This window comes from Streptomyces sp. NPDC059452 (genome assembly GCF_042750035.1).
Classification (GTDB): domain Bacteria; phylum Actinomycetota; class Actinomycetes; order Streptomycetales; family Streptomycetaceae; genus Streptomyces.
Window position 1 is genome coordinate 52,728 of record NZ_JBHYVE010000013.1, and the last position, 21,988, is coordinate 74,715.

The 21,988-nt window shown below is 71.6% G+C and carries 19 protein-coding genes; 7 read left to right on the plus strand and 12 right to left on the minus strand.

The features are described 5' to 3' along the window. Nucleotides 1-16 precede the first annotated feature (16 nt). Nucleotides 17-4,129 carry an amino acid adenylation domain-containing protein gene (locus ACFW9Z_RS18725; protein WP_384641769.1) on the minus strand — a complete coding sequence of 1,371 codons (4,113 nt, stop codon included), beginning with the start codon at nucleotides 4,127-4,129 and terminating at the stop codon, nucleotides 17-19. Between ACFW9Z_RS18725 and ACFW9Z_RS18730 the strand changes: the two genes are divergently transcribed. Both ACFW9Z_RS18730 and ACFW9Z_RS18735 read left to right on the plus strand, forming a co-directional pair. Then, complete coding sequence (locus tag ACFW9Z_RS18730) at nucleotides 4,016-4,249, plus strand: hypothetical protein (protein WP_384642105.1); 234 nt, start codon at nucleotides 4,016-4,018, stop codon at nucleotides 4,247-4,249. The genes ACFW9Z_RS18725 and ACFW9Z_RS18730 overlap by 114 nt on opposite strands. A gap of 227 nt (nucleotides 4,250-4,476) precedes the next feature. Then, a complete protein-coding gene (locus ACFW9Z_RS18735; protein WP_384641771.1) occupies nucleotides 4,477-5,307 on the plus strand; it encodes a LuxR C-terminal-related transcriptional regulator in 831 nt (276 codons plus the stop codon). An 88-nt stretch (nucleotides 5,308-5,395) separates the two neighbouring features. On the opposite strand, the gene ACFW9Z_RS18740 is transcribed toward ACFW9Z_RS18735, so the two are convergent. After that, nucleotides 5,396-6,742 (minus strand): MFS transporter, encoded by a 1,347-nt coding sequence (locus tag ACFW9Z_RS18740; RefSeq protein ID WP_384641774.1) that lies wholly within the window; start codon nucleotides 6,740-6,742, stop codon nucleotides 5,396-5,398. A gap of 454 nt (nucleotides 6,743-7,196) precedes the next feature. Between ACFW9Z_RS18740 and ACFW9Z_RS18745 the strand changes: the two genes are divergently transcribed. Continuing rightward, nucleotides 7,197-7,688 carry a hypothetical protein gene (locus ACFW9Z_RS18745; RefSeq protein ID WP_384642094.1) on the plus strand — a complete coding sequence of 164 codons (492 nt, stop codon included), beginning with the start codon at nucleotides 7,197-7,199 and terminating at the stop codon, nucleotides 7,686-7,688. 171 nt (nucleotides 7,689-7,859) lie between these two features. After that, on the plus strand, nucleotides 7,860-9,341 hold the full coding sequence (locus tag ACFW9Z_RS18750; RefSeq protein ID WP_384641776.1) for a PepSY-associated TM helix domain-containing protein: 1,482 nt from the start codon (nucleotides 7,860-7,862) through the stop codon (nucleotides 9,339-9,341). Nucleotides 9,342-9,456: 115 nt separating this feature from the next. Here ACFW9Z_RS18750 and ACFW9Z_RS18755 read toward each other — a convergent pair whose 3' ends face one another. Further along, nucleotides 9,457-10,239, minus strand: coding sequence for an SAM-dependent methyltransferase (locus ACFW9Z_RS18755; RefSeq protein WP_384641778.1), 783 nt, complete (start codon nucleotides 10,237-10,239; stop codon nucleotides 9,457-9,459). 158 nt (nucleotides 10,240-10,397) lie between these two features. On the opposite strand from ACFW9Z_RS18755, the gene ACFW9Z_RS18760 reads away from it, so the two are divergent. Beyond that, a complete protein-coding gene (locus ACFW9Z_RS18760; protein WP_384641780.1) occupies nucleotides 10,398-11,024 on the plus strand; it encodes a class I SAM-dependent methyltransferase in 627 nt (208 codons plus the stop codon). A 191-nt stretch (nucleotides 11,025-11,215) separates the two neighbouring features. On the opposite strand, the gene ACFW9Z_RS18765 is transcribed toward ACFW9Z_RS18760, so the two are convergent. The 5 genes from ACFW9Z_RS18765 to ACFW9Z_RS18785 form a co-directional block, all read right to left on the minus strand. Beyond that, nucleotides 11,216-12,511 carry an MFS transporter gene (locus ACFW9Z_RS18765; protein ID WP_384641783.1) on the minus strand — a complete coding sequence of 432 codons (1,296 nt, stop codon included), beginning with the start codon at nucleotides 12,509-12,511 and terminating at the stop codon, nucleotides 11,216-11,218. Further along, complete coding sequence (locus ACFW9Z_RS18770; RefSeq protein ID WP_384641786.1) at nucleotides 12,504-13,406, minus strand: phytanoyl-CoA dioxygenase family protein; 903 nt, start codon at nucleotides 13,404-13,406, stop codon at nucleotides 12,504-12,506. The genes ACFW9Z_RS18765 and ACFW9Z_RS18770 overlap by 8 nt, the downstream gene beginning before the upstream one ends. After that, on the minus strand, nucleotides 13,310-14,515 hold the full coding sequence (locus ACFW9Z_RS18775) for a hypothetical protein (RefSeq protein WP_384641789.1): 1,206 nt from the start codon (nucleotides 14,513-14,515) through the stop codon (nucleotides 13,310-13,312). Before ACFW9Z_RS18775 ends, ACFW9Z_RS18770 begins: the two co-directional genes overlap by 97 nt. A 184-nt stretch (nucleotides 14,516-14,699) precedes the next feature. Next, nucleotides 14,700-15,188, minus strand: a complete 489-nt coding sequence (locus ACFW9Z_RS18780; protein WP_384641791.1) for a hypothetical protein — start codon at nucleotides 15,186-15,188, stop codon at nucleotides 14,700-14,702. 33 nt (nucleotides 15,189-15,221) lie between these two features. Beyond that, on the minus strand, nucleotides 15,222-16,595 hold the full coding sequence (locus ACFW9Z_RS18785) for a peptidase C39 family protein (RefSeq protein WP_384641793.1): 1,374 nt from the start codon (nucleotides 16,593-16,595) through the stop codon (nucleotides 15,222-15,224). Between the two features lie 233 nt (nucleotides 16,596-16,828). Between ACFW9Z_RS18785 and ACFW9Z_RS18790 the strand changes: the two genes are divergently transcribed. After that, complete coding sequence (locus ACFW9Z_RS18790) at nucleotides 16,829-17,458, plus strand: uridine kinase (protein WP_384641796.1); 630 nt, start codon at nucleotides 16,829-16,831, stop codon at nucleotides 17,456-17,458. Between the two features lie 360 nt (nucleotides 17,459-17,818). Beyond that, nucleotides 17,819-19,726, plus strand: coding sequence for an AAA family ATPase (locus ACFW9Z_RS18795; RefSeq protein WP_384641798.1), 1,908 nt, complete (start codon nucleotides 17,819-17,821; stop codon nucleotides 19,724-19,726). Between the two features lie 20 nt (nucleotides 19,727-19,746). Here ACFW9Z_RS18795 and ACFW9Z_RS18800 read toward each other — a convergent pair whose 3' ends face one another. The 4 genes from ACFW9Z_RS18800 to ribH form a co-directional block, all read right to left on the minus strand. After that, complete coding sequence (locus ACFW9Z_RS18800; protein WP_384641800.1) at nucleotides 19,747-20,205, minus strand: PH domain-containing protein; 459 nt, start codon at nucleotides 20,203-20,205, stop codon at nucleotides 19,747-19,749. 42 nt (nucleotides 20,206-20,247) lie between these two features. Then, the gene (hisG, locus tag ACFW9Z_RS18805; RefSeq protein WP_384641803.1) at nucleotides 20,248-21,096 is read right to left on the minus strand and encodes an ATP phosphoribosyltransferase; all 849 of its coding nucleotides are present in this window, start codon (nucleotides 21,094-21,096) and stop codon (nucleotides 20,248-20,250) included. 80 nt (nucleotides 21,097-21,176) lie between these two features. Then, nucleotides 21,177-21,449, minus strand: a complete 273-nt coding sequence (locus ACFW9Z_RS18810; RefSeq protein WP_018490177.1) for a phosphoribosyl-ATP diphosphatase — start codon at nucleotides 21,447-21,449, stop codon at nucleotides 21,177-21,179. A gap of 35 nt (nucleotides 21,450-21,484) precedes the next feature. Next, nucleotides 21,485-21,970, minus strand: a complete 486-nt coding sequence (ribH, locus tag ACFW9Z_RS18815) for a 6,7-dimethyl-8-ribityllumazine synthase (protein ID WP_384641806.1) — start codon at nucleotides 21,968-21,970, stop codon at nucleotides 21,485-21,487. Between the last annotated feature and the right edge of the window lie 18 nt (nucleotides 21,971-21,988).

The following is a 21,988-nucleotide window of genomic DNA, read 5'->3' on the forward strand; positions in this document are numbered from 1 at the left end:
TGCGCCACCGAACACCTCAGTAGTTCGGTGTCTTGTGCAGCAGGTTCCTTCTCTGGACTATCTCCGGTATGTAGACGCGTTCGTTCCACGCCTCTTTCTCCACCGGTTCGAGGGCCACCGATATCACGCCCTCGTCGCAGCGGAAGGCGCTCTTGACCGCTCTGGTCACCGCCGCCACAAGCTCCGACTGCTGGTCCTCGCTGAGCGGAACGGGAAAGTACTTGATGTTGACGTGCGGCACGACGGTTTCCTCTTTCCTCGCGGAGAGACGGTGGTGGATCTGCTGGACCAGATCGTTCAGTCCGGGACTTCTGAGCATGGTGTAGTGCCCGCTCGACAGTTCGACGACGGTCGGCTCCGCCTCGGAATACCCACTGCTGCTCTCGATGAACGAGTAGTCGTCACCACGCGCCTTGAAGAGGGTGATCGGTGCCTTGATCCTCCGTTCCCGCAATTCCTGGAACGTGTACCGCAGTTCGAAGGTCCGGTGGACGACCCGGACGATCCTCCTCACCAGTTCGGCGTCGAGGTCCGGCCGTCCCCTGCGGATGAATTCCACGAAGCTCTCGTCGTCCTCGGCGTATTCGACGCAGGCGTCCGCCTCCTCGCCGGTGATGGTGCCCGCGAAGACGGAGTGGAGAATGCGCACGTACGCCTTGTTGGTGTAGACGGGATCCTCGCCGTACGGGAGTTCGCCGCCGTCCGGCTGCGGGAGGACGGGCGAACCGGGTGCCAGCAGGAAGAGGTTCTCGACCGTCCCGCCCGACCGCTCGATCTGGTGGGCGGCTTCGAAGGCCACCCGGGCGCCGAAGGAGTATCCCCACAGGGTGTACGGGCCGGTCTTCTGGAGCCGTCGGATGGAACGCACGTCCGCGGCGGCCATCTCCTGGATCGTGGCGTACGGGACTTCCCCGGGGTTGATCCCGTAGGACTGCACACCGTAGAACGGGCGGTCGATGCCGAGTTCACCGGCGAGGAGCCGCAGATTCATGGTGTATCCGCCGAGCCCCGGCCAGCAGAACACCGGGCTTTCCGTGCCTTCACTGTGCAGGCGTACGAGCCGTGAAGCGGGTTCGGTGCCCGTGCTCTCCAGTGCGAGGGCGAGTTTCTCGATGGTCGGGGATTCGAAGAGGATCTGCAGGGGCAGTGTGCTGTCGAACTCCCGGTTGATCCTGTTGACGAGTCCGACGGCCAGCAGGGAGTTCCCTCCGGAGGCGAAGAAGTCGTCCAGCACCGAGGAGCCGTCCCGCTTCATCACCTTCTCCCAGATGTCACGGATTCTCTCCTCGGTCTTCGTCCGGGGTGCGACGAATACACGGCCGGTGTTCAGTGCGGCGATCCGCTCCGAGGACGCGAGCGCCTTGACGTCGATCTTTCCGTTGGCGGAAAGAGGAAGTCCGTCCATGACGACGACCCGGTTCGGCATCATGTAGTCCGGCAGAAAGCGGCTGAGATCCTCCCGGATGATCTCCGCCGGGCCTTTCATGTGCACGATGTCCTCGCGCATTCCCTCGCTGCGTAACTGCTCTTCGCTGATCCGGCCGCCCACGGAGAAGTACGACGCTCCCGCGCTCTCGCCCAGGGATCCGAGAATGCCCGCCATTCTGGTCGCGGCCGGCAGATCGTGTCCGGTCTTCGAGCTGTATCCCGAGGACATCAGGCCGATGCGGCGGTCGTTCATCTGGAGGTGCTGGAGCTCCCGCCCGAGATCGATGTAGTCGAGCCACGTCTCCCGTGCGCGGCTGATGATGGTGATCCCGAAGGCGGCCTTCTCGTAGACCTGCTGGTTGATCGCGATGACGTGTCTCCGGTGGACCAGCGCGTCCGAGACCCGGTCCAGCACGCCGTTCCGGTACCGGTACTGGCCCTCGGGCAGGCCCGCGACCTTTCCCGCGTGGGCCTGTACATAGAGCTCGGGGCGGGTTCGGGTGCGTACGGCGGCCAGGGGGAGCACTTCGAACGTTCCGAGGTAGAAGTCCTCCTCGGCGCAGTCGAGCCGGCCCAGGGTGGCCGGTTCGTACGCCGCGGCCTCCAGGCCCAGTCCGTGGCCGGGGAGGACGCGCTCGAAGAGACCGGCCATATGGCCCGCCTCGATCTCCAGGACCTCAAGGATGTTGTTCCTGTAGACGGGCTCGATGGCCCGGCGCTTCCCCACGAAGTGCAGCCTGATCCGCGCCCGCGGCTCCGGGGCCCCGGTCTTCGGGGTGATCAGGACCAGCCGGTGCTCCACCGGGTGGTAGTAGTGGAATCCGGGGGTCAGGAAGGGGATGCCGTCGGCTTCGAGGTAGAGCTGGGTCGCGTACAGGGCGCCCGGTGACGCGTAGGCGTACTTCGGCAGCAGGCGTTCCTCGCTGAGGAACTGCCCGAAGTTGCGCAGGAGTTCGCCGAGTTCGGTGAGGTCCAGGGCGCCGGTCTCCCGGGAGTCCGCCGCAGGGGTGCCGGGCCCGGCGAGCAGGGCGAGGAGGTCGGCGGCGGTGACGGGTCCGCCCTCGAAGGACCGGTAGGTCTTCCGGGCGAAGGCGAGCCGCCGCTGTTCGGGGGTGGGTGTCCGGCCCGGCAGGTCGACCGCCTTCCGGCCGGCGGTCTCCTGGTCGTCCCGTGTCCCCGGATTGGCGAGCTGGGCCTTCACCTGGAGTTTGCTCTCCTTGGACTGGTGGTGGGCGCCGTGATTGCCCTGGTCCATCAGTGCCGCTTCTCTCGGGCTCAGCTCGATGCAGGCGATCAGGTTCTGGAATCCGGTGGCCGGGTCCTCCTTGACGAGGACCGCGGCGTTCTTGACCCAGTCATGGGTCTCGATCGCCAGCCGTATCTCGTCCAGTTCGACCCGGAAACCGCGCAGCTTGATCTGATTGTCTGCCCGGCCGGCGAAACGGACGGTGCCGTCCTCGCTCCAGTGGGCGAGGTCTCCCGTCCGATACAACCGCACGGACGTGCTCTCGCCTTCACCGGTATGGGTGATAAATCTTTCCGCGGTCAGTTCGGGCCGGTGCAGATACCCCCGGGCGAGCTGGACACCGCCGATATGAAGCTCCCCCACTTCACCGATGCCCACCGGCTTGTGGTGCTCGTCGAGAATGTGGAAACGGGTCCCCGGGACGGGTCTGCCGATGGGGATCATCTGCGGGGAATCCGCGAGAGTCCGGGGGTCGACCGTGAAGGACGATGCGTTGACGGTGGTCTCGGTCGGTCCGTACAGATTGGTCAGCGCGCTCCACGGAAGCGTTTGCAGGAATTTCTCCGCTAGGTTCCTGGAAAGTGCTTCGCCGCCGCTGAAGACCTGGGTCAGTGACGTGCAGGAGGAGAACTCCTCGGTGTCCAGGAGCGCCTGCAGCAGGGTGGGGACGCATTGCAGTGCGGTGACCTGGTGCGCGGTGACGGTTTCGATGATCCTTTCAGGATCGCGGTGCAGGCCCGGGGCGCCCACCACGACCCTGCCGCCACAGGCGGGGGCCAGGATCTCCCACTGGGCCGCGTCGAAACTCATCGGGGTTTTCTGCAGGACGGTGGTCGACCGGTCCAGCGCGCCGGACTCGGCCAGCCAGCGCATCTGATGGACGATGCTGCGCTGCTCGATCATGACGCCCTTCGGCTTCCCCGTGCTACCGGAGGTGTAGATGACGTACGCCAGACGGTCCGGCGTGAGGCCTGCGGGAACGGCCCACGGGAGCCGCTGACCTCCCTGCCCGGCGGCTGCCGCCGTGCCGTCCGGGCAGATGATCGTGATACCGGGCGGGGCCAGCAGGGCGAGCGTCGGGCGGAGCTCCCGCGAGGTGATGACGACGCGCACCCCGGAGTCCTCGATCATGTAGCGGAGGCGTTCCTCCGGGTATTCCGGCGAGAGCGGAAGGTAGGCGCCGCCCGCGAGGAGAACACCCCAGACACTCGTCATCAAGGCGATCGACGGTTCGACGAAGATTCCGACGGAATCATCGGGAACGACACCGAGATTCCTCAGATCATCAGCAATTACCGCACTGCGGCCGACGAGGTCGCGGTAACTGAGACGCTCACTCCCGTGAACGACGGCCGTGCGGTCGGGATGATCCCGCAGCTGCTCCAGAAGGAGGTGCGGGAGGCACTGTTCTCCGGCGGTATCACGTTCCGTCTGATCGATGTCATTGATGGCCATGGTCTTCTTTCGCCTCGAAAGAAAAATGGGCTCGGGGCCACCGAAAATGGCTGGCCGAATCGCGCCCATGTAAGGGTCTCTCACGGCGAGCCTTGCATTCAACCACCCCCGGGGCCATGATGCTGCAAACAGCAACCTGCACGGGGGTAAAGATGGACAGAAGCGGCTTTATCGACGACGCGGTGACCGGTCACCGGCTTAACGCGACCGCCATTCGTGTTTACAAATGGTCAGTATCCCGGGGTTTTGTTTCAATCGCTGAAACAATTGACCTCCTGGGGTTGACTCAGTGCGAGGCGAGAGACGCGCTGGACGGTCTGGTTTCCGCACATCTGATGGTCTTACAGGTGGACCCCGAAAAGGCGGAGGACCCCGACGGCATGCGGTGGCGGGCGCTCGATCCGCAGATCGCCGCCGCGGGCGTCGCCTCGGCCGAGTCCCGGCTGCGCCGGATGATGGCGGAGCTGAGCGGGTCCCGGCAGAGCCTCGACGAACTCTCCCGTGTCTACTCGGTCCTCTCCACCGCCAGCCGCAGCAGGGAGGCCGTCGAGGTCTTCGACTCGCCCACGGAGACGGCCCTGCTCTTCGAGGAGGCCGCGAGCAGATGCCGGACCGAGGTCATCAACGCGCAGCCCGGCGAAGGGCGCCCGGCGGACGAGACGCAGAGGGCCGCGGTGCGGGATGCCGAACTGCTCGGCCGGGGGGTCCGGATCCGGGCCCTGTACCAGGAGTCCTCCCTCCACCACCCGCCCACCCGTTCCTACGTCGGCAGGATCACCGGGGCGGGGGCGGAGGTGCGCACGAGCGCCGAACTGTTCGGCCGGCTCACGGTGTTCGACCGGTCCGTGGCCTTCGTACCGCACCACCGGGTCGTCGGCGGGGCCGCCGTGGTCAGGGACCGGTCGGTCGTCGCCCTGCTCTGCGAGGCGTTCGACCACGCCTGGTCCCGGGCGAACTGTGCCGAGGGCGGCGGGGCGGCCTCGGTGGAGCTGAGCGATCTGCACCGCACGGTTCTGCGGCTGCTCAGCGAAGGGGCCCGGGACGAGACGATCGCCCGCAGGCTGGGGGTGTCCCTGCGCACCTGCCGCAAGTACGTGGCGGAGATCTTCGAAGCGATCGGGGCGGAGAGCCGGTTCCAGGCCGGGTATCTGGCCGCGCACCGGGGGCTCCTCAAGTGAGCCGCACCGACTCCGGTCAGGTGTGCCGCACCGACTCCGGTCAGGTGTGCCGCGCCTGCTCCGGTCAGGTGGGCTTCTCCTGCTCCGGTCAGGTGGGCTTCTCCTGCTCCGGTCGAGCGGGCCGCTCCTGCTGCGGAGGCCGGTCGGCGTGCTTCCCGGCGGACTCGGCCCGTAACCCCTCGGCCCGTACCGTCTCGGCCCGTACCTTCTCGAACCGTCGCTCGCGCCAGGCCGGGCCGAGGACGGCCAGCAGGAGCGCGGCGGTGACGGCGAACCCCCACGGGTAGCCGGTTCGGTCGATCAGCAGCCCGAACCCGACCGCGCCCAGCCCCATGCCCCCGTCAAAGGCGAGGTTCCAGACGACGCTGACCCGGCCGAACTCCGAGCGGGGGACGCGTTCGAACATGGCGGCCAGGGTGAGGTTCTGCACCGCACCGAACCCCGCGCCGAAGAGAACCATGCTCACGATCACCACGACCGGGCTCTCCAGCCGTACGAGCCCCGCCGTGCCGAGGGCGACGGCGAGCACCGAGGCAAGGAGCAGCGAGGAGGTGCCGTGCCGGTCGCCCCACCACCCGGCCCCCCAGCGGGCGAGCGGGGCGACGGACGACTGGACGAACAGGGCCGCCACCGCCAGGTGGACCGGACCGCCCAGCAGGGCCAGCGGCAGGAAGGTGACGAGGACACCCGCGGCGAACGTCGCGGCCCCCAGGATCAGTGTCGGCCCGGCGAGCGAACCGGCCCCCGGACCGCCGAGGAGACCGCCCAGGAGCGAGCTCCGGCGCCCGGACGGCCCGCCTTCGCGACGGGGGCGGCGGCCCGGACGCCGGTCCTCGGTCCGGGTCCCCCGTGAGGGCAGGCCGATGACGGCGGGAAGCGCCAGCAGCGTGAGGGCGGCCGTCATGAGGAAGAGCGGCGCGAAGCCGAAGCGGTCGCTCAGCCAGACCCCGGCGGGCAGCCCGAGCACCGAGGGGACGCCGAGGCTGACTCCGTACAGCCCCAGGTTCTCGGACCGCCGTCCGGGCGGCGCGAGTTCGGCCGCCAGCTTCGTCCCCGCGACGACGACGATGCCCAGGCCCACCCCGCGCGCCAGGCAGACGCCCAGCGTCAGCGGGAACGAGGACCACAGGGACAGCACCGCCGCCGGAACGCCGAGCAGGAGCAGGCCCGCCCCCACGACCGCGCGATGGCCGAAACGCGCGAGGAACCACGGGACCGCCGGCTCCGCCAGCACGGTGGCCAGCATCATGGCCCCGGTGGTCAGCCCGGCCCCGGCCCCGCCTCCGCCGGCCGTGGCCGCGTACAGGGGGATGACGGACAGCAGGAGGTAGAAGCTGCCCATCCCGCCGACCGAGGCGACCAGCAGCATGACCATCGGCCGGGTGAGCAGACGGCCCGTACCGGTGGCGGCCGTGGGGCCTGGTCGCCCGCTCATGGGGCGGACCGCGCGGACCTCGGCATGGCCGGTCCTCCGATGACGGGTCAGGGGGTTCCTGCCGGACACTCCCGGGGGCCGGTGCCGTCTCCGTGGCACCGCCGTCGGAGCGTAGGGCAGACGCGTCGCCGCGACGGGCGCTTCGGGGGGCGGGCAACACGGTGTTCGCGAAGCAGCAATGTTCGTCTTTGTTCGTCTTTTCGTACGAGGGACTTTGCGGGGAACTTTTGCGGGGAACTTTTTCGGCCACTCGGCCGACTACTGCCCCATGGGAAGAGACCGTGACGGAGGACCCCGGGTCACCGTGCGCGAGGGGAGTGACTACCTTGTGTCCATGCGTGCACCGGGCGGCTGGCCGACACGAGCGGCCCGGGGCCTGCTCTGCGGTTCCGCATGCCTGGTCCTCGGTGCCGTGAGCCATGTCGCGGCGGGTGGACGGCTGCCCGGCCCGGGAGTGCTCGCTCTTCTGTTCCTCGCCCTGACCGTGCAGGGGACTCTCCTCTTCGGCGGGCGGCGGCGCCTCCGCTTCGACGTCGTGACGCTGGTGCTGGGCGGAACCCAGTTCGGCCTGCACGGCGCGTTCCACTTCCTCGCTGCGCCCGGGCCCATGACGACGGCACCGGCCGGGCATGGGCACCACCACATGGCGGGGCCTTCCGGCGGCCACGGTACGGAGGCGGGCGCGGGGCACGTCATGGACGCCGGGATGACCCTGGCCCATGCGGCGGCCACGCTGGGAACGGCGCTCTGCGTGATGTACGGGGAGCGGGTGCTGCGACGCCTCGCGGCCCTGGTCGCTCCCCCGCTCGTCCTGCGGACCGTACCCTCGCTCCCCTGCCTTCCCCGGCTGCGCCCGGTGCCTCCGGTGGTCGTACGGATCCGGTTCGGGGCGCTCCTCGCCCGGTCCTGCCAGCGGCGTGGGCCGCCCCCGGCCGCCACGGCCTGACGGCCTCCCCACCCAGCCCGCGGGCGCCGGATGTGATCCGGCGTCCCTGAGGCATGCGTGCGGGAGCCGCCGGGTCGCGGCCGCCAACGCTTCCCACCGCCCGGGCAGGACCCGGTCCCCCACCGGCAGGTCCACGGAGTCTCCCTGCGGCCTGCCCTCCGAGGAGCACCCATGTCTCACAGAACCGAAGAAAAACCGCAGAACGACCACGATCCCGCCGCCGCCGCGACGGACGGGCCGGACGGGCCCGCCGAACCCGGCCCCGGACGGCCACGACCGGCCCGCTCCTGGGAGGCGGTCCGCCACCTCCTGGTCCGGCTGCACTTCTACGCCGGTGTCCTCGTCGCCCCCTTCCTGCTGGTGGCCGCGGTGACCGGGCTGGCGTACACCTTCACGCCCCAGCTCGACCAGCTCCTGTACGGCGACCAGCTACGGGTCGAACGGGTCGGGGACGCGCCGCGCCCGCTGGCCGAGCAGATAGCCGCCGCGCGGGCGGCACACCCCGAGGGCACCACGGCCTCGGTGATCACCCCGCCGGGCCCCGAGGACACCACCCGGGTGGTGCTCGCGGTGCCGGAGCTGGGCGAGAAGCAGCGCACGGTCTTCGTCGACCCGTACACCGCCGAGGTGCGCGGTGAGCTGACGACCTGGTACGGGTCGACGCCGCTCACCACCTGGCTCGACGACCTCCACCGCAACCTCAACCTCGGCGAGACCGGCCGCCTGTACTCCGAGGTCGCCGCGAGCTGGCTGTGGGTGGCCGTCGCGGGCGGCCTCGTCCTGTGGCTCGGGCGCAGCCGGGGGCAGCGTGCGAAGTCGGCCCGGGGCGCACTGCTCCCGGACCGCAAGGCGCGCGGGGTGCGCCGGACGCGGAGCTGGCACGCCGCCACCGGGGTGTGGCTGGCGCTGGGGCTGCTCTTCCTGAGCGCCACCGGCCTGACCTGGTCGAACTACGCGGGTGAGCGGTTCGGGCGGCTGCTGGACGCGGCAAACGGCACCGCCCCGGCCCTGGACACCGCGCTCCCGGGTGCGAAGGCTCCCGTGGAGGACCACTCGGACCACGCCGGGCACGGCGGCTCCGGCGAAGCGACGGCCGACGCCGACCCGGCCGACTTCGACAAGGCGCTCGCGGCGGCCCGGGACGCGGGTCTCGGCGGCACGGTGGTGGTCACACCTGCGGCAGACGCGGCGAGCGCGTGGACCGTGGCGCAGAACGACAACGTCTGGCCGGTGCACTACGACCGGGTCGCCGTGGACACCAGCAGCGGCGAGATCACCTCGCGCACCCGCTGGGCCGACCACCCGGTCCTCAACAAGCTCAGCAAGCTCGGTGTCCAGGGGCACATGGGCGTGCTGTTCGGGGTCGTCAACCAGATCGTGCTGGCGCTGCTCGCCCTCGGTCTGACGGCGGTGATCGTCTGGGGCTACCGCATGTGGTGGCAGCGGCGTCCCACCCGCGACGACCGCACGGCGCTCGTCGGCAGGGCCCCGGAGCGCGGGGCGTGGCGGCGGCTTCCGCTGCCGGTCCTGATCCTGGGCATCCCGGCGGTGGCGGCCCTGGGGTGGGCGCTGCCGGTGCTGGGGGTGACGCTGGCCGGGTTCCTCGTGGTCGACGCGGTGGCGGGGGCGGTCCGCCGACGGCGTACCGCCTGACGGTCCGGTCCGAGGGATCGGCGTAACACGCGGGGAAGAGGCGCTCGGCCGGGGTCAACCGGCCGGGCGCCTCACCCGGCAACCGGTGGAGTGCCTCCCCGGTCCCGTACCGCCTTCACTTGCGGGCGACGCCCGCGTACATCGCGACGTCCGGCGCCGGCTCCTCCGGCCGCCATGCGGAGCAGGACACCACCCCGGGCTCCAGCAGCTCCAGGCCGTCGAAGTAGCGCGCGACGGCGGCGGGGGTGCGCTGGGTGAGCTTCGGGGTGCCGTGCTCGTTCCAGAACGCCACCGCCTCGTCGACGTCCGGCATGTCGGGGTGGGTCACCGTGTGGGAGAGGACGAGGTGGCTGCCGGGGGCGAGCGCGTCCATGAGCCGGCGGACGAGTCCGTACGACTCCTCGTCGTCCTCGATGAAGATGACGACCCCGAGCAGCATCAGCGCGACCGGCTGCGAGAGGTCTAGCGTCTTCGCGGCAGCGGCCAGGATCGTGTCGATGTCCCGGAGATCGGCGTCCAGGTAGTCGGTACGGCCCTCGGGCGTCCCGATCAGCAGGGCGCGGGCGTGCGCGAGCACGAGCGGGTCGTTGTCCACGTACACGACCCGTGCGTCGGGTGCGACGCGCTGGGCGACCTCGTGCGTGTTGTCCGCGCTCGGCAGCCCCGTACCGATGTCCAGGAACTGCCGGATGCCCTCCCGCTGGGCCAGATGGCGCACCGCCCGCCCCAGGAACAGCCGGTCCGCCTTCGCGTACTCCCCGATCCCGGGGTGCAGCGCCCTGATCCGGTCACCGGCCTCCCGGTCGACCGGGTAGTTGTCCTTGCCGCCGGTCCAGTAGTTCCAGATCCGGGCGGTGTGCGGCCGGGACGTGTCGATGCGCGATTCGATGTCGGTCACATCTTCAACGTATCGCACCGCCCGTCAACTCCCCTGCTGTTCCCGTGCGTTCGGCCGGGGCGTCGATGCGTGGTGTCCGGCGGCGTCGGGGCCGTACCTGCCCGCAGTACGCGCAGGCGGCCCGGCGGAGCCCGGGAGACCGCGCGTAGGATCGCCCGGTGACGCAGGGCGCGACCCCGGCCGGGGTCTTCGACGATCTCGCCCCCGGCTACGACCACGGACACCACGAAGAGGTCGCGCGGGCGCTGCCGGCCCTGGTCGGCCCCGGCCCGGCGGACGCCGTCGCCGACGTGGCCTGCGGAGCGGGGGCCGTGGCCCTGCAACTCGTACGCGACCGACCTGCCGGTGCGCCGCCCGTCCTCGCCGTGGACGTGTCACCCGGCATGATCGAGGCGGGCCGGGCGCGTGCGGCCGCCCTGGTGCGGACCGGGGCGATCGACTGGCTCCTCGCCGACGCCGTGCCGCTGCCGGTCGTCGACCACTCCCTCGATGTCGTCCTCTGCGCCTCCTCGCTGCACTTCCTGGGCGGCCGGGCGCTCGCCGACTGGCTGCGCGCGGTGCGGCCGGGCGGCCGGGTGGGGTTCACACTCCCGCCGGCCACGCACTTCCGGCCCTCCGCCCGCTTCTCCGCGCTCCTCGCGGCGGACGTGCCGCTGCCGGGAAGCGCCGGGGAGGCCGACGCCTGGGCCGCCGCGTACGGTCTCACCGACACGGTCTCCCGGGTCCATGTCCTCGGCGACCGCCGCGTGGTGGTGACCTCGGCCGTCACGCCCGGCGGCCGCTGAACCCCCGCCTCCGGCCCCCGGACCGCGGTGCGGGCCTGCTCAGGTCCGGCGGCTCCGGATAGCCGGGCCGGTCCGCGTCCCAGGACCGGCGCAGCGGATCCCGTACCGCACGGACGCACCAGGCGGCGCGAACGCCCCAGGTACAGGGCCGCGTTCAGCCCGGCCGGGCCGCCGCCGACGATCACCGGGTCCTAGGGCCCGTCAGGGGCGTCGCGCAGCGGGGCGAGCAACAGCAGGGCGCCCGCGGTCAGTACGGCGCCGCAGACGACGAACACCGCGGGGACGGACAGGACTTCGGCGAGCAGCCCGCCGAGGAGGGCGCCGACCGGCATGGTGCCCCAGGAGCAGAGCCGGGACACGCTCATCACCCGGCCCTGGAGGTTCTCGGGCGTCAGCCGCTGGCGCAGCGACAGCACCGGAATGTTCCAGCCCATGATGAAGACGCCGTTGGCGGCGAGCGCCACCCCCGCGAGCACGGCGTTCGGTGCCGCGCCCAGCAGGACGTAGGCGACCCCGGACGCCGTAAGGGACCAGCGGGCCAGCCGTACGGTGGACAGCCGGTCGGCGGCCCGGGGCACCAGCCAGCTGCCCACGACGGCGCCCAGTGACCCGGCGGCCATCAGCAGTCCGTACCCGGTGCCGCTCAGCCCCAGCGTGCGGTCGCTGAGCAGGACCAGCATCGAGAAGGTCGCCGAGAAGACCAGTCCGCACAGGGCGCTCGCGGCCAGGGTGAGCCGCAGGGTGCGGTGGCGCAGGACGAACCGGATGCCCTCCCGGATGTCCTGGAGCACACCCCCTCTGTCCTTGACCGCACCCCCTGGCCCGTCCCCGGGCGCCTGTGCGGGGTTCGTCCCGCCCGGCCGCGGCCCGGCCCGCCCGGTCCCGGCGAGCGGGACGAGGCTCACCAGGAGCAGCGCGGCCAGCGCGTACAGCGCTCCGCCCGTGGCCAGCGCGGCGGCGGCCGCCAGCCCCGCGAGGAGGCCCGCCAGCGGCGGTCCGGCCATCTCTCCGAGCACGATCTGCGCCGCCGACAGCCGTCCGTTGGCCCGCTCCAGGTGCCGCTCCTCGACCAGGCGCGGCAGCATGGCGGGGGCGGCCGTGTCGGCCAGTGTCTCGGCGATGCCCAGCATGAACGCCAGCGCGTACAGCAGGACCAGCGGCCGGTCCTGCGCGAGGACGAGGGCCGCTCCGGCGAGCGCCGCAGCCCGGACCGCGTTGCTGCCGAGCACGATGCGCCGCCGGTCCATCCGGTCCACCAGGACGCCGACCGGCAGCGCGAAGAGCAGCCACGGCAGCATGTTGACGGCCGTCAGGCCCGCGACCGCCACCGGGTCGGGGTGGTGCGCGACGACCAGCAGCGGCAGCAGCGTCCGGGTGATGCCGTCGCCCGCGTTGGAGGCGGCGGTGGAGGCCCACAGCCGGTGGAACGGGCGGCCCAGGTCCACCCGTTCCGCCGTACGGGCCTTCGGTGAGGCGGTGCTATCCAACGGTGCTCTCCCCGTGCCACGCGCGCAGTCCCAGCAGCCGTTCGCCCAGCTCCGTCGGGCGCGCCGGACCGTACAGCTCCGCCTCCCGTTCGCGGACCCCGCCCTCCGGCGGGTGCGGCGGGATCCGGTCCCGCCAGAACCGCACGCGCACCTCGCGCAGTCCGGCGTTCTCCTCCCGGGCGGGTGCCATGGTCAGGTACTGCGCCATCCGCACCCGCCGCTCGGAGACGTTCGGGGGCACGCCGTGCGGGAGCAGGCCGTTGAAGACGATCAGGTCGCCGGGCGCCACCTCCGGGGTGGTGACCGGGTAGCCGGTGATGTCCGGGGTGAAGGGGTCCCGGCCGGCGGGCTGCCGGCTCACCCGCTTCTCCCACTCGGCGAAGATCTCCGGCACGCACTGGAAGCCGCCGACCTCCTCGTCGCCCTCCGTCAGCGAGAGCACCCCCTGACATCGCACCGGCAGCGGGTCGGCGGAGGTGTCGACGTCCCAGTGGACGAACCCGTCGAAGGCCCGCGCGCCCCGGTTGGGCGGGTTGACGTTGGCGTAGTCGATGGTCACCCACAGCTCGTCCAGGTCCCAGACGTCGGCGAACGCCTCGTACACCCGGGGTGTCTGACGTATGTCCCACTGCGCCTGGTGGCTGTACATCTCGACCAGTCCGCTGTGGCCGGGCAGCCGTTCGTTGCCGGTGTGCGGGGACGTCCAGGTCGAGGGGTCCTCGGGGCGCGTGTCGAGGAAGGAGTGCAGTCCGGCCGTGAGCGCGGCGACCGTCTCGGGTGTCACCGCCCGGCGGACGATCACATAGCCCTGCTCGGTCCACCGGGCCCGGTCGGCGGGGGACAGGACGCGCGGGGGCTGTGTCTTGCGGATGTCGCGCAGTTGGGTATCGGGCACGTGCTCTCTCCAGGAGGACGACGGCTGTGGGTATTCGGGTGGGCGGTTCCGGACCGGCACCGCCGCTCCCGGCGGGCCCGGGTCACCGGACGATCAGACGGCGTCCGGGCAGCACCAGGGCGTCCAGGTCCGCGTTCCACGGCCCACCGCAGGGTGGCGGCGAGGTCCCGGCAGACCCGCTCGTCGGGCGAGCTGCCCACCGGGGTCGTCCGGCCGTCCGGGGTGCGGATCTCGTCGGGGAACACGGAGCCGAAGGAGTGCACCACGTCCTCGTCCGAGGAGTCGGCCGGCCCCGCGTCCAGATAGCCGCCGCTGACCGGGCCGTACTCCCACCAGGTGTCGCCGTAGCGCAGCGCCGACCCGGTCAGCCGGTCCTCGTCGAGCCGTTCGTACAGGTCGGGCGAGGCGTGCCGGGTGGAATGCGGGACCAGCATGGCGCGCGGGACCGGCAGGAGGGAGGGGACGCGCTCGCCGGTCGCGGCCAGGCCGAGCAGCTTGCCGGTGTCGAACTGGCTGCCGTGCACCCGCCGGGCCAGCTTCTCGTAGACCAGGCCGAAGCGCGGGCCGCCGCGGTTGGTGAACGACATCACCGGGGTGAGCCGGTCGCCGTCGCCCAGGCAGACCATGCCGCACTCGGCGTAGTTGCCGGTCCCGTCGAGGGCCACCACGAGGGCCTTGCGGGCGCCGGAGGTGTAGTGCGCGAGGGCGGCGTGCGCGTATTGGTGGCGTACGGCGACGAGCGCGATGTCCCCGAACCCCTCGGCGAGCGGCCGGTCCACCGGCTTGATCACCCGGGTCACCGCGTCGGTGGGCGCGGCCCCGCCCGTGGCCGCCCGGCGCGCGTCCTCGTCGACCGACTCGACGAGCGCCGGGGGCAGGACCCGGCAGACCGGGGTGTACCAGTCGGCGACCGCGACCCGGGTCACCGGGCTCGCCGCCGCTTCCCGTAACTCCGCCGGCCAGTCGGCCGCCGCCTGCGGGAAGCCGCCGTTGCCCCCGCACACATGGCGCAGCCGCAGCCGGCGTTCCGCCTCGATGACGCGGTAGCCGCTCGCGTCGGTCAGGGCGGCGCCCTCGTCGTGGCCGAAGTGCATACCGATCGTTGCCATGGAACCCGTCACCCTTCCTCGGCCGGTCGCGTGCGGACCCTCGGACCGGCGGCCCACCGTGCGCGGGACGCCGGGGAGATCTCCGGAGCCCCGCTCACGACAGCGCGGCGAGGCTCAGGGCGTGGTGCCGCTCCAGGAGGCCCCGCACCACCTCGCGCATAGTAGGCGCGGTAGCCGGGCGACATCACCTGGATCGAGCCGTTCTCCTCCTCCGGCGCACGGTCTCCGGCACCAGGTAGTCGATGGAGACCGTGGTGTCGACGCGGTGCTCGGCGAGGGCGGCCAGCAGCTCGTCGTCGATGCGGGAGCCGTTGCTCGTCAGGTCGTAGGAGAGGGTGACCCCGTCGTAGCTGCCGCCGAAGGTGCGCGGCACGTGCAGGATCGTCCCCCGGGCGAGGGTGGACTCGCCGCCGAAGAAGGAGACGGTCAGATGGCCGCCGCCGTTGGCCTTGCGCAGCGCGACGGCTTCTTCGATCGTCTTCTCGGCCACCTCGCGCGACATGTGCGTCGAGGGGTTGCGGCCGGTGTCCGAGCCGTGGTTCCGGTCGCCGCTTGCCGGGGTGGGCCCGGAATCCTGGTGGGCCGGGACGGACTTCTCCGGGCGGGAGAGCCGCAGCTCCACCAGTACGGGGCCGGGCTTCACGGACTCGCCGGACGTGTTGCGCTCCTCCACACCGCCGTCGAGGCGGCCGCGCGGCTCACCGGGTCAGGCCAGCCCGAGCGAGCGCAGCACGCGGCGCTGACCGAGTGCCGGGTCGACGGGCCAGTAGACGTAACAGACCCCGCCCGTACCGCTCCTGACCCGGCCGCTCGCGTCGTACCGCTTCGTGCGGAGCCACACGTTCTCCCACTCGCGCCGCCGGTAGACGCGGCGTACGGCCTCGTTGTCCGGGGCCGCGGGGTCGTTGGCGATGACGTCACCCTCGGGGGTGAAGCCGACCACCGTCATCAGGTGGCCCGCCGTCCCGTAACCCGCCCCGGTCAGCTCCTCCTCCAGGAAGGACTGCGAGGTGATGACGGGGATCCCGGCGTGGACCAGCCGCTCCAGGTCGGTGAGCGAGCCGAGGCGGGTGACGACCGCGTTCAGGTCGCGGTAGGTGGCGGCGTAGGCGGCGTTGAAGGGCCAGTTGCCGCAGCCGCCGTACGCGTAGTCGTACGTGTGCCGGGCGGCGTGGCAGACCTGGGGGTCGGGCAGCCCCGGCCGGACCCAGGCAAGGTCCTCGGCCGTGGGCTTCCGGCCCCAGTACTCGACGATCATCTGCGAGGAGGTGGGGCTGCACCAAGCCTCGCCGCCGTTGTCGTACTCGGGGTACTGGCCGATGTGGACGTTCTGCGAGTAGCGCGGGACACGTAGTTCGCGGGCGTGGGCCGGGGTGGCCGCCGGGACCGTGAAGCGGTCCGGGACGTCCGAGGCCATCGCGCCGACGCGCCAGACCGTGGGGGTGAGGCGGGTGCCCGGGGTGCGGTGGAGGGTGAGCCGGAGACGGTACGCGGTGAACCGTACGCCGCTCGCCCCGTCGTCCACGGAGAGCGTGTCGGTCCAGACGGAGCTGTACGGGTCCCCCTGGCCGTCCACCGAGGTACGGCGGATGTCACCGTCGCCCGAGGCCCAGCGGCCCATCACGAACCAGGGGGTGGTGGCGCCGTCCGCGTAGGTGGCGCTCAGCTCGACCGTGATCCAGGTGCCCGTGGGCGTACGGGCGTTCCAGGAGGCGATCAGTTCGGTGGCGGGGACGGTGGAGCGGTGGAGCGGCGAGGTCCAGGTGGCGTACTCCCAGGCGGCGCTCTCCCCGGTGTGGGGGTCGGTGTAGTCGGTGCGGCCGGCCGGAGTGGCGATGGCCAGGCCGGGGCGGCGGCCGGCCAGGACCCGGGTGCCGTCGCCGGAGCCCCGGCGCCAGTCGGTGTACGTGTGCCAGAAACGGTTGTCCACGAGGGATGCGGCTGCCTGGGGTGCGGAGGGGCGGGCGGGAGATGCCGGTGCGGCCGAAGCGGGCCCGGCGGATGCGGTGATACCCGCGCTGCCCGCTGCTGCCGCGAGCGCTGCGGTCAGGACGGTCCTGCGTGAGGTCGGACTGGTCATGGGCGAGACCCCCGGTCGTGGGTGGAGTGGGGCGGGCGGGCGGGCCGGGCGTCGCCCGGCAGACGGCGGTTCGACGACAGATCCTGGATGCCTTTCGGTGCGCCAACTATCCCGTTTCCCGGCGGGGCCGGGCCAGTGTTTCGGACTGCGCCGCGCCACCAATATGGGTCTGGACCACTGGCATGACCTGCGGCGGACCGGGGGCGGCGGCGCCGGGCCCGTACGCTGGCACCATGAGCGACCTGTCCCGCCACGCCGACGCCCTGCGCGCGCTCCCCCCGTCCTGCGGGCCGGTCCGGCTCGTCGCCGTGGACGGGCACGCGGGGTCGGGCAAGAGCACGTTCGCCGCCCGGCTCGCGGCGGCGCTCGGTGGTGCGCCGGTCCTCCATCTGGACGATCTCGCCACCCACGAGGAGCTGTTCGGCTGGATGGGGCGGCTGCGGGAACAGGTCCTCCTCCCCCTCTCGCGCGGCGAGGCGGCCCGGTACGCGCCGTACGACTGGACCGAGCGGCGCTTCGGCCCGGTACGGACCCTGGAGCCGGCCCCGGTGGTGCTGGTCGAGGGCGTCGGCGCGGGCCGCCGGGAGGTACGGCCCCGGCTGGCGGCGCTCTGCTGGATGGAGCTGGGGCCGAAGGTCTCCTGGGAGCGCGGCCGGACGCGGGACGGCGCCGGGCTCACAGAATTCTGGGACGGCTGGACCGTCGCCGAGGAGCGGCATTTCGCCGATGACCCGTCACGTCCGCACGCGGATGTGCTGGTACGTCAGTTGCCCGAGGGGTATGCGTGGCAGGAGGGGCCCGGGGCGACAGCGGGAGCGAACCGTTTCGTCACGGACGGTAGGCGAATGGCCCCTCCGTACTGAGCAGTCGGAAATCAGCCCGGAAGTGCCTCAACTCGGCTTGACCGAGGGGCCGTACTGGTCTTACGTTCTCATTGTGCGGCTTTTCGGAGCCCCCGCAGACGCGAAGCCCCCGGTTGTTCCCCCGTGATCGGGGGCTTCGTTCTGTGCGCGCACCGCCGCCCGGCGACCACGCAGAGCGATCCGTTCACCCTCGGTCACCGCTCCCCCGGCTCCGCCGTTGACCGGCCCCCTCCGCCCTGCGCAGGTACGATGCACCTCGGTGCGGTCAATTCCCTTCCTCCGCGCAGTGATTCGGCACGCTCCGGTGGGCATGCTGTGCGGGCGGGACATCCTGGGGGAACGGTTGGCGTGGGGGACCTGATGGACATCGGCACACAGGGCGCACAGGCTCCCGCCGACCTCGCCTGGCTGCGTGGCATGGACGCCTACACGATGGGCGCCTACCCGCAGGCCGAGGAGGAGTTCAGGGCTGCGGTACGGATCGATCCCGGCATGGCGGACGGCTGGCTCGGCCTCCACGCGCTGCGCATCGACACCGCCACCGCGCTGTTACGCATGTACCGGCACCGCGACCGCTTCGGCGAACAGCGGGCCCGCCACCGCCGTCCGCTCAACTCCTGGTACTGGCTGGGGTGGTGGGTGCAGCCGCTGCTGGAGAGCCCGCGGGATCTGCTGCTCGCCCACGCCTCGCACTGGCTGGACGGGCGCCATGTGCCGGAGCTGGACCGGGCGTTGGCGGGGCTGCCGCCGGTGGACGCGGACCCGCAGGTGCGGTTCCTGCACGCCTGCCGCTCGTATCTGGTCAAGGACTGGGAGCAGCTCGTGCGTTACACCGAGCAGCTCGTCGACGATCCGATGCTGGGCATCGAGGCGGGGCTCTTCGGCGGGATGGCCCGGGTCCGGCTGGAGATGTACGGGCAGGCCGAACCGCTGCTCTCGGCGGCCCTGATGCGCTGTCGCAGCGAGCAGCCGCAGCGCAAGGAGCTGCGCTACTGGCTGGCGCGGGCCCACGAGGGCACCGGGCGCAGTGCGGCGGCGCTGCCGCTCTACCGGGCGGTGCACCGGATCGACCCGGCGTTCATGGACACCTCGGCCCGGCTCGCGGCGCTCGTAGAGGGCGACGGGTACGACGAGTCCGCCGATCTGGCCGCCGTGATGCTGACCGGCTTCGGCTCGGGAGGGGCGGAGGGCTCGGGGGCCCAGCCGGAGGGCGATGCGACGCTCGGGACGGATCTGGTGGACGGCCGCGAACCGTGGCCGGTCGGCGAGGCCGGGCTGCTCGACGACGACCCGGGGCCCCTGCCGCCCGCGCCCGTCGGGGGCGTACGGCGCGAGAAGCTCCGGAACCCGTCGGCCTTTCCGGCCGGGCCGAGCGATCCCGACCTGCTCGCCGAGGCGCTGGCCCAGCTGGAGCGCATGGTGGGCCTCGAACCCGTGAAGCGCCAAGTCAAGGCGATCTCGGCCCAGTTGAACATGGCCCGGCTGCGGTCGGAGCAGGGGCTCCCGGTCCAGCCGCCGAAGCGGCACTTCGTCTTCTCGGGCCCCTCCGGCACCGGCAAGACCACGGTGGCCCGCATCCTGGGCCGGGTCTTCTACGCCCTGGGGCTGCTCGGCGGCGACCATCTGATCGAGGCCCAACGCTCCGACCTGGTCGGTGAGTTCCTGGGCCAGACGGCGGTGAAGGCCAATGAGCTGATCGACTCGGCGCTCGGCGGGGTGCTCTTCGTGGACGAGGCGTACAGCCTGGCCAACTCCGGTTACAGCAAGGGCGATGCGTACGGCGACGAGGCCCTTCAGGTCCTCCTGAAGCGGGCCGAGGACAACCGGGACCATCTCGTCGTCATCCTCGCGGGCTACCCCGAGGGCATGGACCGGCTGCTCGCCACCAACCCCGGGCTCTCCTCCCGCTTCACCAGCCGGGTCGACTTCCCCAGCTACCGCCCGCTCGAACTCACCGCGATCGGCACGGTGCTGGCCGCCGAGAACGACGACGTGTGGGACGAGGAGGCGGTGGACGAGCTGCGCTCCATCAGCGGCCATGTGGTGGACCAGGGCTGGATCGACGAGCTGGGCAACGGCCGCTTCCTGCGCACGCTGTACGAGAAGAGCTGCGCCTACCGGGATCTGCGGCTCTCCGGCTACACGGGGACGCTGAGCCGGGAGGACCTGTCCACCCTGCGGCTGCCGGACCTGATGCAGGCGTACGGCGAGGTGCTGTCGGGGCGCGGTCCGGTGGGCCGGGGGAAGCAGGAGCCGGGCGGGGGGTGAGCCTCCCCGTGCGCCGCCGGTCAGGCGGTGGTGTCGCCCGCGGACCGCGCCTCGGTGAGGGCGCGCAGGGCGCGGGCGTCACGGATGGCCTGCTGCTTGGCCATGCCGGGCTGGATGCCGAGGACGGGCAGGCTGGTGCCGTCGCTGAGGTCGAGGAAGACCCAGGGGTCGCCGGAGCGCAGGTTGACGCGGAGGATCTCCTCCCACGCCAGCCTGCGGGTCCGGGTGAGGTTGACGACGGTGACCCCGGTGTCGTCGGCGGTGACCTTGGGCCTGCTGAGCAGGGCCAGGACGCCGAAGAAGAGCGCGGCGACGAAGACGAAGGTGATCCGCTCCCCCGGGTTGAGCCGCTCCAGCATCAGGGCGATGACCGTGATGACAAGGAACATCGCCAGGCCCACGCTCAGCAGCACCACCCGGGTGAGAGTGGGCCGGAAGGTGACCGGGAGGGTGGGCAGTTCGGGCCGGGGCGCGGACATCGGGGTCTTCTCTCGCGGGAGCGGGTGCGGTGAGCCGGGGGCTCAGAGGCGGCAGGCGTGGATGGCCGTGGTGAGGATGGCGCGGGCGCCGAGCTCGTACAGGTCGTCCATGATCCGCTGCGCCTCCTTGGCGGCGACCATGGAGCGGACGGCGACCCAGCCCTCGTGGTGGAGCGGGGAGATCGTCGGCGACTCCAGGCCCGGGGTGAGGGCGACGGCGCGCTCCAGGTGCTCGACGCGGCAGTCGTAGTCCATCATCACGTAGGACCGGGCGACCAGGACGCCCTGGAGGCGGCGGAGGAACTGCTGCACCTTCGGGTCGTCGGCGGGGGCGCCGTTGCGCCGGATGACGACGGCCTCGGAGGTCATGATCGGCTCGCCGATCACCTCCAGGCCCGCGTTGCGCATGCTGGTGCCGGTCTCGACGACGTCCGCGATGATCTGGGCGACGCCGAGCTCGATGGCGGTCTCGACCGCACCGTCGAGGTGGACGATGGACGCCTTGACGCCGGACTCCTTGAGGTGGGCGTCGACGATGCCCTCGTACGAGGTGGCGATCGTCATGCCGTCGAAGTCCTGCGGGCCGGTGGCGGTGCCGGGCTTGGTGGCGTAGCGGAAGGTGGAGCGGGCGAAGCCGAGCTGGAGGATCTCCTCGGCGTCGGCGCCGGAGTCCAGGAGCAGGTCGCGGCCGGTGATGCCGATGTCGAGCTTGCCGGAGCTGACGTAGATGGCGATGTCGCGGGGGCGGAGGTAGAAGAACTCGACCTCGTTCTCCGGGTCGACCAGGACCAGCTCCTTGGACTCCTTGCGCTGCTGGTAGCCGGCCTCATGGAGCATGGCCATCGCAGAGCCGGAGAGTGCACCCTTGTTGGGGACGGCGATGCGCAGCATGAGGTCAGGTTCCTTTGTGCGGAGGGAGGAGCGGGAAGGAGAGGGGAAAGGAGAGGTGGCGTGCGGTGCTCGGGGCGGGCTCAGAGATGGGCGTAGACGTCGTCGAGCGAGATCCCGCGGGCGACCATCATCACCTGGACGTGGTACAGCAGCTGGGAGATCTCCTCGGCGGCGGCTTCCTTGCCCTCGTACTCGGCGGCCATCCAGACCTCGGCGGCCTCCTCGACGACCTTCTTGCCGATGGCATGCACTCCCTTGTCCACCAGTTCGGCGGTGCGCGAGGTGGAGGGGTCGCCTTCGGCGGCCTTGAGCTGGAGCTCGGCGAAGAGCTCTTCGAAGGTTTTGTTCGCCATGATGGTCCTCAGAATACGGGGTCGCCGGAGGGCACTCAGCGCCAGGGTTCGCTGACGGTCCGCAGCGTGGCCGCCGTGGCCACGGCGGCGGTGACCGCTTCGTGCCCCTTGTCCTCGTTGGACCCTTCGATGCCCGCGCGGTCGAGCGCCTGCTCCTCGGTGTCGCAGGTCAGTACGCCGAAGCCGACGGGGACCCCGGTGTCGACGGTGACCTGGGTGAGGCCGAGGGTGACGCCCTGGGACACGTACTCGAAGTGGGGAGTGCCGCCCCGGATGATCACGCCGAGGGCGACGATCGCGTCGTAGCCCCGGCCGGCGAGCACCTTGGCGACGACGGGCAGCTCGAAGGAGCCGGGGACGCGGAGCAGGGTCGGCTCGTCGATGCCCAGCTCGTGCAGGGCGCGCAGGGCGCCGTCGACGAGGCCGTCCATGACCTTCTCGTGCCACTGCGCCGCGATGACGGCCACCCGCAGGTCGGAGCAGTTGCGTACGGACAGTTCGGGTGCACCCTTGCCGCTCATGGTTCTCCTGAAGCTCGT

Excerpts from the sequence above, each read along its gene's own strand:
- ACFW9Z_RS18725 (WP_384641769.1), bottom strand. The coding sequence starts at position 4,129 with ATGGCCATCAATGACATCGATCAGACGGAACGTGATACCGCCGGAGAA.
- ACFW9Z_RS18740 (WP_384641774.1), bottom strand. The coding sequence starts at position 6,742 with ATGAGCGGGCGACCAGGCCCCACGGCCGCCACCGGTACGGGCCGTCTG.
- ACFW9Z_RS18750 (WP_384641776.1), top strand. The coding sequence starts at position 7,860 with ATGTCTCACAGAACCGAAGAAAAACCGCAGAACGACCACGATCCCGCC.
- ACFW9Z_RS18775 (WP_384641789.1), bottom strand. The coding sequence starts at position 14,515 with ATGGCAACGATCGGTATGCACTTCGGCCACGACGAGGGCGCCGCCCTG.
- ACFW9Z_RS18785 (WP_384641793.1), bottom strand. The coding sequence starts at position 16,595 with ATGACCAGTCCGACCTCACGCAGGACCGTCCTGACCGCAGCGCTCGCG.
- ACFW9Z_RS18790 (WP_384641796.1), top strand. The coding sequence starts at position 16,829 with ATGAGCGACCTGTCCCGCCACGCCGACGCCCTGCGCGCGCTCCCCCCG.
- ACFW9Z_RS18795 (WP_384641798.1), top strand. The coding sequence starts at position 17,819 with ATGGACATCGGCACACAGGGCGCACAGGCTCCCGCCGACCTCGCCTGG.
- ACFW9Z_RS18800 (WP_384641800.1), bottom strand. The coding sequence starts at position 20,205 with ATGTCCGCGCCCCGGCCCGAACTGCCCACCCTCCCGGTCACCTTCCGG.
- hisG (WP_384641803.1), bottom strand. The coding sequence starts at position 21,096 with ATGCTGCGCATCGCCGTCCCCAACAAGGGTGCACTCTCCGGCTCTGCG.
- ACFW9Z_RS18810 (WP_018490177.1), bottom strand. The coding sequence starts at position 21,449 with ATGGCGAACAAAACCTTCGAAGAGCTCTTCGCCGAGCTCCAGCTCAAG.
- ribH (WP_384641806.1), bottom strand. The coding sequence starts at position 21,970 with ATGAGCGGCAAGGGTGCACCCGAACTGTCCGTACGCAACTGCTCCGAC.